Source organism: Streptomyces sp. NPDC002935, assembly GCF_040611295.1.
Classification (GTDB): Bacteria; Actinomycetota; Actinomycetes; order Streptomycetales; family Streptomycetaceae; genus Streptomyces.
The window spans coordinates 20,911-34,355 of sequence record NZ_JBEXNW010000001.1 but is presented as its reverse complement, the minus strand read 5'-3'; the positions used below and the strand labels follow the sequence as shown (position 1 = coordinate 34,355).

The window sequence follows — 13,445 nt, the reverse complement described above, 5'->3', positions numbered from 1 at the left end:
TCTGTGCACAGGTGTCTGTGCACTGCGGTGACCAGGCGTCTTCGACCGGGGGTTAACCCCACTCCGGTCTGGGGGAGTTGGCGTCAGCGGGCGTTGGATCCGGGTGGGTCGGCGTCAGCGGGCGTTGGGTCCGGGTGGGTCGGCGTCAGCCGGAGTCGCCCTCATGGGAGTTGGCGTCGGGGCACACGTCCGGGCCCTGAACGCGATCGGCGCCCCCGCGCGTCCACCGTGTCCAGAGCCCGTGATCGGACAACGCTGTTCCGACGCCCCGGGTCACCCGGGTGCCTCGACGCGCCCTCACGCGGAAGCCCGTGGGATCAGAATCCGTCGTCCCCGAGCCCTTCCGTGTCCTCGCCCTCTTCCTCCAGCGCCTGGCGGACCACGCGCAGGGCCATGCCCTGGGAGTAGCCCTTGCGGGCGAGCATGCCCGCGAGGCGCCTCAGCCGCTTGTCGCGGTCGAGTCCGCGTGTGGAGCGCAGCTTGCGGGCGACCAGCTCACGCGCGGTCGCCTCCTCCTGCTCGGAGTCGAGCTGTCCGACGGCCTCGTCGATCAGCGTCGGCTCCACACCCTTGGTCCGCAGCTCCTGGGCGAGCGCCCGCCTGGCCAGCCCTCGGCCGTGGTGCCGGGATTCGACCCAGGCGTCCGCGAAGGCGCCGTCGTTGATCAGCCCAACCTCCTCGAACCGTGACAGCACCGCGTCCGCCACCTCGTCCGGGATCTCACGCTTGCGCAACGCGTCCGCGAGTTGCTTCCGTGTGCGCGGGGTCCCGGTGAGCAGGCGCAGGCAGATCGCGCGCGCCCGCTCAGCCGGGTCCCCTGGGGACTCCCCCTTCTCGGCCCTCGACGAGGAGGAGGTGCCTCCGTCCTGCGGGTCGCCGGACGGCTCACCGAAACCGCCACGCCTCCGACGCCCTCGTCCACCACGCGGTCCGCCCTCGCCGCGTCCACCTTGCCGGGAGGCCGCGCCCGCCGAACCGTGACCGCCCGGCAGGCCGTCACCCCACCGCGCGTCACCGCCCGTCGAACCGCCGCCGTCCGGATCACCGTCCGGATCGACGCCGTGGAAACCCTCGGCGCCATGGAGCCCGTCGGCGGCGCCGTACGGCTCACCGCCGTACCCCCCGGCACCGTCGTACGACCTGTCACCGTCTCCGACCGAGCCGCCGTCGCCCCTGCCGGACCCCTGCCCCGGCCCCTGGGGGGCGAGGGGGTGGGCGTACTCGGCCCAGTCGGTTCGTCGTGTCATGGACTAGCTCTTGGCCGCCGCGGCCCTGGCCTTGGTGGCCTTGGCAGCCGGAGCGGGCACCGTCTTCGCGGCGTCGTCCGGGGCTGTCGAGACCGCCGCGTCCGCGCCCGGCTCGGCGGTGGGCGCCGCGGGCTTCACACCGACGCCCAGCTTCTCCAGGATCTTCTTCTCGATCTCGTTGGCGAGGTCGGGGTTGTCCTTCAGGAAGTTGCGCGCGTTCTCCTTGCCCTGGCCGAGCTGGTCGCCCTCGTACGTGTACCAGGCGCCGGCCTTGCGGACGAAGCCGTGCTCCACGCCCATGTCGATCAGGCCGCCCTCGCGGCTGATGCCGTGCCCGTAGAGGATGTCGAACTCGGCCTGCTTGAAGGGCGGCGCGACCTTGTTCTTGACGACCTTGACGCGCGTGCGGTTGCCGACCGCGTCCGTGCCGTCCTTCAGTGTCTCGATGCGGCGGATGTCGAGTCGCACCGAGGCGTAGAACTTCAGCGCCCGGCCACCCGTCGTGGTCTCCGGGGAGCCGAACATCACGCCGATCTTCTCGCGGAGCTGGTTGATGAAGATCGCCGTGGTCTGGGACTGGCTCAGCGCGCCGGTGATCTTGCGGAGCGCCTGGCTCATCAGACGGGCCTGCAGACCCACGTGCGAGTCGCCCATCTCGCCCTCGATCTCCGCGCGCGGCACCAGGGCGGCGACGGAGTCGATGACGATGAGGTCGAGCGCGCCGGAGCGGACCAGCATGTCCACGATCTCCAGGGCCTGCTCGCCGTTGTCGGGCTGCGACAGGATCAGGTTGTCGATGTCGACGCCGAGCTTCTTCGCGTACTCGGGGTCGAGGGCGTGCTCGGCGTCGATGAACGCCACCTGGCCGCCGGCCTTCTGCGCGTTCGCCACCGCGTGCAGGGTCAGGGTCGTCTTACCGGAGGACTCCGGGCCGTATACCTCCACCACTCGGCCGCGCGGCAGGCCGCCGACGCCGAGGGCGACGTCGAGCGCGGTCGACCCGGTGGGGATGACCTCGATGGGCTCATTCGGCCGCTCGCCCAGGCGCATCACTGCGCCCTTACCGAACTGCCGTTCAATCTGCGCGAGCGCGGCGTCGAGCGCCTTCTCGCGGTCGGTTCCTGCCATGGGTTCCACCCGGTTTGCTTGAGTCGATCGCTTCACGTCAAAGACGCTAACGCCTGCCACTGACAATGCGCCCCGACGCCCGTCCGGCCTGTGGATAACTCGGGCACATCTCCATCGAAACCCTGCCGAAATCCCCGTCGAGAGCTCCGCCGGAACTTCCATAAGAATGGATGTTCGATTTTCGTGTCAAGCGCACCACGCGGCACCTCCGAGACTACGTTCACACTCCGACAACGCCCCGAATGTCCCAGCAGCCCGGGTCCGACACCCCGTCCGGGCACCCGTCCCGGGCCCGCCACCCGGTCCAGGCACCGGCCCCGGACCGGTCCTCGCCCGTGGCTACTCTCCCGGGCGTACCGCCGGTGTCTTCGGCCGGACGACGACGCCGCCCGGCCCACCCGGCAGGCTGTGCCCCATGCGAACGACGAGGACCAGCCTCCCGACGAGCAGCCGCCCCCTGCTGCCGCCGAAGCCCGCGCTCCGACCGGCCGAGTGGCTCTGCGTCGCGACGGGCGCCCTGCTCGTCCTCTCGGGGTGCCTGCATCTGCTGGTCTTCGCCGTCGACGGCGGCCCGTGGGACGGTCCCGTCTCCTGGCGCAAGCCCGTCACCTTCGGGCTTTCCTTCGGGCTGACCCTGATCGCGATCACCTGGGTCACGTCGTACGTGCGTGTGGAGGCGAGGCTGCGCACCACGCTGCTCGTCGTGTTCGCAGCGGACTGTGTGGTGGAGGTCGGCGGGATCACCCTCCAGGCGTGGCGCCGGGTGCCCTCGCATCTCGACATGGAGACCGGCTTCGACACGGCGGTGTCCATGATGCTCGCGGTGGGCGGCGGGGTTCTGGTCGTACTGCTGACCGTGTTCGCGGTCGCCTCGTTCCGGCGCCGGCCCACAGGCCCTCTGGGCATGCCGCTCGCCGTGCGCTCCGGTTTCGCGATCCTGCTCGTCGCGCTGGCCTCGGGGGCCGCGATGATCGCGCGCGGGGTCGTCCTCGCCCGGACCGGCCACCAGGAGGCCGCGTACCACTCGACGGCTCCGCTCAAGCCGCTGCACGGAGTGAGCCTGCACGCCGTACTGGTGCTGCCCGCGCTGGCCTGGCTGCTGTCGCGCACCGACTGGAGCGACAGGGTCAAGCAGCGGGTCCTGTACGGGGCCGTCGGCGGCTACACGACGGCCGTCGTCGTCGCCGGTGCCCACGCGGCCCTCACCTGGTGAACGTCACCGGCCGAACAGCCGCCGCACGCGCGCGAGGAGGCCGACCGAGCTGCGCGTACGGTGCCCGTGCACCCGTGGGTCGTCCGTGACGTCGTACCGCTTCACGTACGCCCCCAGGAACGCCTGCAGGGTGGCGACGGCGGGGATGGCGATCAGCGCGCCGACGGCCCCGAGGAGCGCGGTGCCCGCGATGACGGACCCGAAGGCGACCGCGGGGTGGATGTCCACGGTCCTGGAGGTCAGCTTGGGCTGCAGCACATAGTTCTCGAACTGCTGGTAGACCACGACGAAGACGAGCACCCAGAGCGCGTACCAGGGGTCGATCGTGAACGCGATCAGCATCGGCAGGGCGCCCGCCAGATAGGTGCCGATGGTCGGGATGAACTGCGACACCAGACCCACCCACACGCCTAGCACGGGCGCGTAGGGCACGCCCAGTGCCTCCAGCAGGATGTAGTGCGCCACGCCCGAGATCAGCGCCATCAGGCCTCGTGAGTACAGATAGCCGCCGGTCTTGTCGACGGCTATCTCCCAGGCGCGCAGCACCTCGGCCTGCCGGGCGGGCGGCAGCACCGAGCACAGCGCGCGCCGCAGCCGCGGTCCGTCGGCGGCGAAGTAGAACGAGAACAGCGCGACCGTCAGAAGCTGGAAGAGGCCGCCGAGCACCTGCCCGGACACGTCCAGGACGCCGGTGGCGCTGTTCTGCACGTACTTCCGCAGCCAGTCGGAGTGGAGCAGTCCCTCCTGGATGTCGACGCGTCTCAGGTCGGTCTGGAAGTGCGTGTTGATCCAGTTGATGACCGAGTCGAGATAGTCGGGGAAACCCTCGATCATCTTGATGATCTGGCCCGCGAGCATCGAGCCGAGCAAGGTGATGAACCCGGCGATCATGATCAACGAGCCCAGGAAGACAAGGAAGGTGGCCAGCCCCCTGCGTATGCCCCGTGAGGCCATCCAACTGACCGCGGGCTCTATCGCGAGCGCCAGGAAGAACGAGATCAGGATGTTGATCAGCAGCCCGGTGAGCTGGTGGAACGCCCAACTGCCCAGCTGGAACACGGCGACGAGCGTGAGGGCGAGCACCATGGCACGCGGCAACCACCGGGGCATGCGCGCACCCTGCGCGGCGGCGTCCCCGCCCGGCGGGTCGGGCGGCGTCGTGCCGAACGGTGATGTCTGCTGGTCGACCTGCGTGTTCTCGTCTGTCGGGGCCACGCCGCAAGTCTGGCCCACGCCACCGACAGTAGGGCCACGTCCCCCGGACTTGAGGTTCCGTTCAGTGGTTTTCGTACGGAACGTTCATGGTCGCGCACACCACGCGCCACACGTCCTTGGCCTCCCAGCCCGCGTTCAGCGCCTCCTGGACGGTGCGCCCGCCGAGTTCCGTCATCACATGATCGCGCGCGAACGTCTCGGCGTACCCCTCGCCGAAGTGATCAGCCATTCGCTGCCAGAAGACCGTCAACCGCATGACTCCAGTATCCCGCCCCTGAGAGTGGGCCCGAGCCGGGACCGCTTTCCGAGACCGCTTTCCGCCCTACGGTCTGACGCATGGCCGAAACAGGAGCATCCCCACTCCCCCAGACGCCCCCCGCGCACTCCCCACTCGCCCGCGCCGAGCACTTCGTCTGGCTCACCGCGCGCGTGCTGGAACAACGCCGCTTCGCGTACCACTTCCTCGACGGCGGCGCAGACGCGGTCGAGACCGCGCTGGCCGCCTACCGCAACGACGACGAAGGGTACGGTCACGCCCTCGAACCCGATCTGCGCGGCCCCGTCAGCCAGCCGCTGCACACCGGGCACGCGCTGTGCGTACTCGACTCGATCGGACGCTGCGGCGGCCAGCGCGTGGAGCGTGTGTGCCGCTATCTGACCTCCGTGTCGACGGCGGACGGCGCGCTGCCCGCGATCCATCCCAGCCAGCGCGGCTATCCGACGGCCCCCTTCGTGCCGATCGTCGACGATCCGCCGAGCGAACTCCTCGCCACCGGCCCGGTGGTGGGCCTCCTGCACCGCAACGAGGTATGGCACGCCTGGCTGTTCCGGGCCACCGACTTCTGCTGGCAGGCGGTCGAGTCCCTGGAGAAGTCCCATCCGTACGAGATCGAGGCGGCGGTCGCCTTCCTGGACTCCGCGGCCGACCGCCCGCGCGCGGAGGCGAGCGCCGACCGGCTGGGCCGTCTCGTCCGTGAGCACCGGCTCGCCGCCCTGGACCCCGACCACCTGGAGGCCTACCCGGTCGCGCCCGGCTACGCGCCGGGTGAGCACCACTTCCCGCACGACTACGCGGCGACTCCCGGCTCGCTCGCGCGCGCGTGGTTCACCGACGCGGAGATGGCGCGCTCGCTCGACCACCTCGCGGACGAGCAGCAGGAGGACGGCGGGTGGCCGATCCGATGGCGTCAGTGGGCACCGAGCACCTCCCTGGAGTGCCGCCCCATGGTGACGATCGAGGCACTGCGCACGCTTCGGGCGTACGGCCGGTCCATCGGCTGACGCCGCCTCCGGCCCGGGTGCCCGGTACCAGGTCTGCGTGCCTGGGCGCGGGGCCCGGGTGCCCGGTGCCAGGTCTGCGCGCCCGGGTGCGAGGCTCGGATGCGGGGCCCGGGGCGCCTGGGTGCGGGTGTCAGCCTGTCATCGCGCGGACCGCGGCCGTCACCACCACGGCCGCGGCGACCACCAGCAGGAAAGGGGCGCGCAGGATCAGCGCGACGGCGGCCGCCGCGAGCCCCGCGGCCTTCGCGTCGACCACGAGGACCCGCCCGTCGGCGAAGGTCTGCTGGGCGGTCAGGGCGGCCAGGAGGGCGACGGGCAGCAGAGCGGCGAGGCGCTGCACGAGCGGCCGCTCCAGGACGCCGGCGGGGATCAGCAGACCGATGAGTTTGACGGCGTAGCAGCCGACGGCGGTGGCGCCGATGGCGATCCAGATGTTCAACGGTCTTCCTCCGATACGTCGTTCGGTGCGCCGGTCGGTGTCTTGCTCGACACGCCGGTCGGTGCCTCGCCCGCTTCACTGGTGGGTGCTTCGGCGAAGGTCCTCGCACCGCGGCGCCCCGTCACGTAGAGAACGGCGGGGGCGGCCAGTGCGGCCACCAGCACGGGGACTCCGGCAGGCAGCACGGGCAGCAGACCGAGTCCCAGAAGGACGGCGATTCCCGCGACGGCGCGTTCCGCGGTGGTCTTCAGCATCGGCGCGAGCAGCGCCAGGAACACGGCGGGCCCGGCGGCGTCCAGGCCCCACGCGTCGGTGTCGCCGATGGCCTCGGCCCCGGCCGCGCCGAGCAGGGTGGTGAGGTTCCACAGCAGGTAGAGGGACAGGCCTGTGACGGTGAAGCCGATGCGGACGCTGCGGCGGGTGGGCTGGGCGAGCGCGACGGCCGTGGTCTCGTCGATCACCCACTGCGCGGCGAACGGGCGCACCGCGCGCGGGAGCGCGAGGAGCTGTGACAGACGCAGCCCGTAGAACGCGTTGCGCACCCCGAGGAAGAACGCGCCCGCGGCCGCGGTGAGCGGGTTGCCTCCGGCCGCGAGCGCCCCCACGAGCGCGAACTGCGACGCACCGGTGAACACCAGGAGGCTGAGCGCGCAGGTCTGGAGCAGGGTGAGCCCGCTGCCGGCCGACGTCACCCCGAAGGCGAAACCGGACAGTCCGACGGCGACCCCGACTCCGAGGGCGTCGCGGACGACGGCGGCGTCGGGTTTTCCGTCTTCTTCACTGCGTATGTCTGCGAGAGCTGTCTGTTCTGCCACGCGTCGGACGGTACGAGGAGTCGCCCCTCGGCGTCTTGTACGTTCTTGCGCTCGCGCTGGTAGGCGCCCGGGGGGACGCCCACGATCCGGCCGAAGTGGCGGTTGAGGTGCGGCTGGTCGGTGAAGCCGACGGCGACGGCCGCCTCGGCGGGCGCGGAACCGGCGTCCAGGAGGTGGCGGGCCCGGCGTACCCGCGCGTCGGTCAGCCAGGTGTGGGGCGGCATGCCGTAGGCGTCCCGGAACGCGCGCAGCAAGGCGAACGGGCTGGTGCCGAGGTCGGCGGCGAGTCGCTCCAGGGTCGGTGGCTCGGCCATCCGCTCCTCCAGCACGCCACGCGCGCGTGCGGCGAGCCGGCCGCCCGCGGTGCGCACGGCCCGCTGCGGCAGCGATCCTCCGTTCAGGCGCAGCAGCCGCGTCACGGCGACCCGCAGCAGGGTGTCGGCGGCCAGCGCGTTGCCCTCCTCCGCGGCCCGGAGCACCTGGTGGACCAGGCCCGCCGCGTAGGGGTCGTCCAGTACCGGACGGGTGAATCCGGGGGTGCCGCGAAGGGTGGTGGTCTCGGCGGCGATCTCGGCCACCATGTCCGGCGAGGGGTACACGGCGCCGTACCTCCAGCCCTCCGGAACGCCCGCGCGCCCGGTGTGCGGAGTGTCGGGGTTGACGAGTGCCAGGGAACCCGGGCCCGCGTACTGGTCGGCGCCGCCGTGGTGGAAGACCTCGACACCCTCGGCGACGGCGGCGATGACGAAGTTCTCGTGGGTGTGCCGCACGAAGATCTTCTCGACGTAGCGGGCCCGCAGCAGATCGACACCGGGCAGCTCTGCGTACTGCCAGTGTCGTGCCCGTTCCTGCCCCGAACCTGCCACGTCCTCATTCTCCGCCACTGCGGGAGGACCCACCGCCGACGGCCTCACCGCACCCGCCCCGCCCCGCCTCGCGGACGTGTTTGACGCCCCGCCGAGGCGTTCTCGCAGGTCAGGGCGATTGTCAGTGGCCGGGTGCAGGATGGACGCATGGTCAGCTCCGCGCACCGAGCCCTCGACGGCTTCTCCCCCGCGACCCGCGGCTGGTTCACGGGGGCCTTTCCCGCGCCCACCGCGGCCCAGGCCGGGGCATGGGCGGCGATCGGGGCGGGCTCGGACGTGCTGGTCGTCGCCCCCACCGGGTCCGGCAAGACGCTGGCCGCGTTCCTCGCCGCGCTCGACCAGCTGGCCTCGACGCCACCGCCGGCGGACCCGAGGAAGCGCTGCCGGGTTCTGTACGTGTCCCCGCTCAAGGCACTCGCGGTCGACGTGGAGCGGAACCTGCGCAGCCCGTTGACCGGCATCCGGCAGGAGTCCGTGCGGCTCGGGCTGCCGGAGCCCGAGGTGAAGGTGGGCATCCGCTCCGGCGACACCCCGCCCGCCGAGCGCCGAGCACTGGCCACCCGCCCGCCGGACATCCTGATCACGACCCCCGAGTCGCTGTTCCTGATGCTGACATCGGCCGCGCGCGACGCGCTGACGGGCATCGAGACGGTGATCCTGGACGAGGTGCACGCGGTCGCGGGCACGAAACGCGGCGCCCATCTCGCACTCACTCTGGAGCGCCTCGACGAACTGCTGCCGAAGCCCGCCCGGCGGATCGGCCTCTCCGCGACGGTGCGTCCCGTGGACGAGGTCGCGCGCTATCTCTCGCCCCAGCGCAAGGTGGAGATCGTCCAGCCGCCGTCCGGCAAGGAGTTCGACCTCACCGTGGTCGTCCCGGTGGAGGACCTGGGCGAGCTGGGCGGGTCCCCGGCCTCCGACGGCAAGGAGGGCGCAGAGAAGCCCTCCATCTGGCCGCACGTCGAGGAGCGGATCACGGACCTCGTCCAGTCCCACCGCTCGACGATCGTGTTCGCCAACTCGCGTCGCCTGGCGGAGCGGCTGTGCAACAGGCTCAACGAGATCGCGTACGAGAGGGCGACCGGCGAGCCCTTGGACGAGGCGCACGCGCCGGCCCAGTTGATGGGCGGCTCGGGCGCGGCGCAGGGGGCGCCGCCGGTCATCGCCCGTGCCCACCACGGTTCGGTCTCCAAGGAGCAGCGGGCGCAGGTCGAGGAGGATCTGAAGGCCGGCCGTCTGCCCGCCGTGGTCGCCACCTCCAGCCTCGAACTGGGCATCGACATGGGCGCGGTCGACCTCGTCATCCAGGTCGAGTCACCGCCGTCCGTGGCGTCGGGACTCCAGCGCGTGGGGCGCGCGGGCCACCAGGTCGGCGCGGTCTCCACCGGTGTCGTCTTCCCGAAGTACCGGGGCGACCTGGTGCAGGCGGCCGTCGTCACCGAGCGGATGCGCACGGGCTCCATCGAGTCCCTGCGGGTCCCCGCCAACCCCCTGGACGTACTGGCCCAGCAGCTCGTCGCCATGACCGCGCTCGACACCTGGCAGGTCGACGACCTCCTCACCACGGTCCGCCGGGCGGCCCCCTTCGCCTCGCTCCCGGAGTCGGCGTTCACCGCGGTGCTCGACATGCTCGCGGGCCGCTATCCGTCCGACGCCTTCGCGGAGCTGAGGCCCCGCGTGGTGTGGGACCGCGTCGCGGGTACGATCACCGGCCGCCCCGGCGCCCAGCGTCTCGCCGTCACCTCCGGGGGCACCATCCCCGACCGCGGGCTCTTCGGGGTCTTCCTCGCGGGGGCCGACCCCAAGAAGGGCGGCGGCCGGGTCGGCGAACTCGACGAGGAGATGGTCTACGAGTCCCGGGTGGGCGATGTCTTCACGCTCGGCACGAGTTCCTGGCGCATCGAGGACATCACCCGGGACCGGGTCCTGGTCTCCCCGGCGCCCGGTGTCCCTGGCAGGCTGCCCTTCTGGAAGGGCGACCAGCTCGGACGTCCGCTCGAACTGGGGCGCGCGGTGGGCGCGTTCCTCCGCGAGGTCGGCTCGCTCCCCGAGGACGACGCCCGGCTCCGGCTGCTCGCCGCGGGCCTGGACGCCTGGGCCGCCGACAACGTCCTCGCGTACCTGAAAGAACAACGCGAGGCGTGCGGTCACATCCCGGACGACCGCACGATCGTCGTCGAGCGCTTCCGCGACGAGCTGGGCGACTGGCGGGTCGTCGTGCACTCCCCCTTCGGCGCCCAGGTCCACGCCCCCTGGGCTCTCGCCCTGGGGGCCAAGCTCTCCGAGCGGTACGGCATGGACGCCCAGGTCATGCACGCCGACGACGGCATCGTGCTGCGGCTGCCCGACGCCGACCTGATGAGCCTGGACCTGCTCGACCAGGCACCCACGAAGGCGGGCACGGAGTGGGACGCCGAGCAGGCGCCGGTCGGCGCGGCGGACGTCGCCTTCGACAAGGGCGAGGTCAACCAGATCGTCACGGACCAGGTGGGCGGTTCGGCCCTCTTCGCCGCCCGCTTCCGCGAGTGCGCCGCCCGCGCCCTGCTACTCCCGCGCCGCAACCCCGGCAAGCGCACCCCCCTGTGGCAGCAGCGGCAGCGCGCCGCCCAACTGCTCCAGGTGGCCAGTGAGTTCGGTTCGTTCCCGATCGTCCTGGAAGCGGTACGCGAATGCCTCCAGGACGTCTTCGACGTCCCCGGCCTCACGGAACTGATGGGCGACATCGAGTCGCGCAAGGTGCGGCTCGTCGAGGTCACCACACCCGAGCCCTCCCCCTTCGCGCGCTCCCTGCTCTTCGGCTACGTCGCCCAGTTCCTGTACGAGGGTGACTCGCCGCTCGCCGAGCGGCGGGCCGCCGCGCTGTCGCTGGACTCGCGCCTGCTGGCCGAGCTCCTCGGCCAGGCCGAACTGCGCGAACTCCTCGACGCCGACGTCCTGGCCGAGCTGGAGCGCGAACTCCAGTGGCTGACCGAAGACCGCCGCATCAAGGACGTGGAGGGAGTCGCCGACCTGCTGCGCCTGCTGGGGCCGCTCACGGACGCGGAGCTGGCCGAGCGGGGCGCGGAGCCGCAGTGGGCCAAGGAGCTGGCCGCCGCCCGCCGCGCCATCCGGGTCCGGATCGCCGGAGCCGATCACTGGGCGGCCATCGAGGACGCCGGGCGGCTGCGCGACGCGCTCGGCACGGCGTTGCCCGTCGGTGTCCCGGAAGCATTCACCGAACCGGTCAAGGATCCGCTCGGCGACCTCCTCGCCCGGTACGCGCGCACCCACGGGCCGTTCACCTCGACGGCGGCCGCCGCCCGCTTCGGTCTCGGTACGGCCGTCACCGACGGCGCGCTGCATCGGCTCGCCGCGAACGGCCGGGTCGTCCAGGGGGAGTTCCATCCGGCGGGCATCGGCCAGGAGTGGTGCGACGCCGCGGTGCTGCGCAGACTGCGCCGCCGTTCGCTCGCGGCGCTGCGTCATGAGCTCGAACCGGTCCCACCCGCCGCGCTCGCCCAGTTCCTGCCGCAGTGGCAGCACGTCGGCAGCGGTCACGGACTGCGCGGCATCGACGGACTGGTGCGCGCCATCGAGCAGTTGCAGGGCGCTTCCGTGCCGGCGTCCGCGTTGGAGAAGCTCGTCCTGCCGTCCCGGGTCGCCGGTTACGCGCCCGCGCTGCTCGACGAGCTCACGGCCGCCGGGGAGGTGGTCTGGGCAGGGGCGGGTTCGCTGCCGGGCAAGGACGGCTGGGTCTCGCTGTATCTGGCGGACGCCGCCCCCCTGCTCCTTCCGGCCGCGCACCCCCTGGAGCCGACCGCACTGCATCAGTCGGTCCTCGACACCCTCTCCGGGGGCTACGGCCTCTTCTTCCGCCAGATCGCCGACCAGGTCCGCGCCACCACACACCCCGACGCCACCGATCCGCAACTCGCCGACGCGATCTGGGATCTGGCCTGGTCCGGGCGCCTCACGAACGACACGCTCGCGCCGATGCGCTCCCTGCTGGGTTCGGGCCGCACCGCGGGGTCCACGGCCCACCGCGCCAAGCGCTCGGTCCCCCGCGGGCGCTACGGCTCCCTGACGGGAGGCGCGCGCCCCCAGTCGCGTACCGGACCCCCCACCGTGGCGGGCCGCTGGTCACTGCTGCCCGAGCGCGAACCCGACGCCACCGTGCGCGCCCACGCCCTGGCCCGCACCCTGCTCGACCGGCACGGCGTGGTGACCCGGGGCGCCGTCGCCGCGGAGGGCGTCGAGGGCGGCTTCTCGGCGGTGTACCGCATCCTGTCGGCCTTCGAGGACAGCGGCCAGGCACGGCGCGGCTACGTGGTCGAGGGTCTCGGCGCCGCCCAGTTCGCCATGGACGGCGCCGTGGACCGCCTCCGCGCGGCGGCGAACGCACGGGACCGGGGCGACGCCCTGCCCGACCCGCCTCTCCCGAACAACTCCCCCGGCGCACACGGGTTCCCGGACGTCCCCGGTTTCCCGGACGCCCCCGGTTTCCCAGGCGTCCCCGGATTCCCGGATTCCGGCTTCTCCTTCGACGGCGGCAGCGACGGTTTCGCGGACAGGGCCGACCTCGCGGACGGTCCGGGGCTCCTGGGCAGCCCGGCCTTCAACCCGAACTCCGACCCCGCTTTCAGCCCCGACTCCGACCTCGCCTTCGGCGACGACCACACCTTCTCCGCCGACTCCGCCGATTCCGGCTTCTCGGCCGGCTCCCACTACCCCGACGCCCCCCACCGCCCGAACACCTCCTCCCACCGCAACGGCTCGCCGTACCCGACCAACAGCTCCGGCTACCCGAACAGTCCGGGTTTCCCGAACACCCGCTCCCGCACCCGCACCGCCTCCCCGGCGGTCGTACTGGCCGCCGCCGACCCCGCGAACGCCTACGGCGCGGCCCTCCCCTGGCCCGAGCCCCCGACCGAAGCGGGCCACAAGCCGGGCCGCAAGGCAGGTTCGCTGGTCGTCCTGGTCGACGGTGAGCTGACTCTCTACATGGAGCGCGGCGGAAAGACCCTGCTGGCGTGGCCCTCGGACCCGGACGGACCGGTCACCGAGGACACCCGTCTGCATGCCGCGGCGGAGGCCCTCGCCACCGCCGCCCGCGCGGGCTCGCTCGGCACGGTCACCGTCGAGCGCGTCAACGGCGCCTCGGCCCTCACCTCCCCCCTCGGCACCCTCCTGGAGGGAGCGGGCTTCATCGCCACACCACGCGGACTGCGCCTTCGCGCCTGACCCCCGAGCCCCCACCCGCCC

10 protein-coding genes are annotated in these 13,445 nt (G+C 72.3%); 3 read left to right on the top strand and 7 right to left on the bottom strand.

The window, feature by feature from the left end:
• Window positions 1–317: 317 nt before the first annotated feature.
• Together recX and recA are read right to left on the bottom strand one after the other, a co-directional pair.
• Complete coding sequence (gene recX, locus ABZX90_RS00130) at window positions 318–1,247, bottom strand: recombination regulator RecX (RefSeq protein WP_351121648.1); 930 nt, start codon at window positions 1,245–1,247, stop codon at window positions 318–320.
• Window positions 1,248–1,250: 3 nt separating this feature from the next.
• The gene (recA, locus tag ABZX90_RS00125) at window positions 1,251–2,375 is read right to left on the bottom strand and encodes a recombinase RecA (protein ID WP_351121651.1); all 1,125 of its coding nucleotides are present in this window, start codon (window positions 2,373–2,375) and stop codon (window positions 1,251–1,253) included.
• 415 nt (window positions 2,376–2,790) lie between these two features.
• Here recA and ABZX90_RS00120 point away from each other — a divergent pair, with 415 nt between their 5' ends.
• Window positions 2,791–3,588 (top strand): hypothetical protein, encoded by a 798-nt coding sequence (locus ABZX90_RS00120; RefSeq protein WP_355200468.1) that lies wholly within the window; start codon window positions 2,791–2,793, stop codon window positions 3,586–3,588.
• Between the two features lie 3 nt (window positions 3,589–3,591).
• Here the strand turns inward: ABZX90_RS00120 and ABZX90_RS00115 are convergent, their stop codons facing one another.
• Entirely contained in the window at window positions 3,592–4,803 is a 1,212-nt protein-coding gene (locus tag ABZX90_RS00115) for an AI-2E family transporter (protein ID WP_351121657.1), read from the bottom strand.
• A 61-nt stretch (window positions 4,804–4,864) separates the two neighbouring features.
• Window positions 4,865–5,059: a DUF3046 domain-containing protein gene (locus ABZX90_RS00110; RefSeq protein ID WP_351121659.1), complete on the bottom strand. Its 195-nt coding sequence runs from the start codon at window positions 5,057–5,059 to the stop codon at window positions 4,865–4,867.
• A gap of 80 nt (window positions 5,060–5,139) precedes the next feature.
• Here ABZX90_RS00110 and ABZX90_RS00105 point away from each other — a divergent pair, with 80 nt between their 5' ends.
• Entirely contained in the window at window positions 5,140–6,084 is a 945-nt protein-coding gene (locus ABZX90_RS00105; protein ID WP_355200466.1) for a hypothetical protein, read from the top strand.
• 130 nt (window positions 6,085–6,214) lie between these two features.
• Here the strand turns inward: ABZX90_RS00105 and ABZX90_RS00100 are convergent, their stop codons facing one another.
• The 3 genes from ABZX90_RS00100 to ABZX90_RS00090 are packed head-to-tail and all read right to left on the bottom strand — an operon-like array spanning window position 6,215 to window position 8,204.
• Window positions 6,215–6,523, bottom strand: a complete 309-nt coding sequence (locus tag ABZX90_RS00100; RefSeq protein ID WP_351121665.1) for an AzlD domain-containing protein — start codon at window positions 6,521–6,523, stop codon at window positions 6,215–6,217.
• Window positions 6,520–7,311, bottom strand: coding sequence for an AzlC family ABC transporter permease (locus tag ABZX90_RS00095; protein ID WP_351121741.1), 792 nt, complete (start codon window positions 7,309–7,311; stop codon window positions 6,520–6,522). Before ABZX90_RS00095 ends, ABZX90_RS00100 begins: the two co-directional genes overlap by 4 nt.
• Window positions 7,212–8,204, bottom strand: coding sequence for an AraC family transcriptional regulator (locus ABZX90_RS00090; RefSeq protein WP_351121668.1), 993 nt, complete (start codon window positions 8,202–8,204; stop codon window positions 7,212–7,214). Before ABZX90_RS00090 ends, ABZX90_RS00095 begins: the two co-directional genes overlap by 100 nt.
• Before the next feature lie 147 nt (window positions 8,205–8,351).
• Here ABZX90_RS00090 and ABZX90_RS00085 point away from each other — a divergent pair, with 147 nt between their 5' ends.
• Window positions 8,352–13,424: an ATP-dependent helicase gene (locus ABZX90_RS00085; RefSeq protein WP_355200463.1), complete on the top strand. Its 5,073-nt coding sequence runs from the start codon at window positions 8,352–8,354 to the stop codon at window positions 13,422–13,424.
• Window positions 13,425–13,445 lie beyond the last annotated feature (21 nt).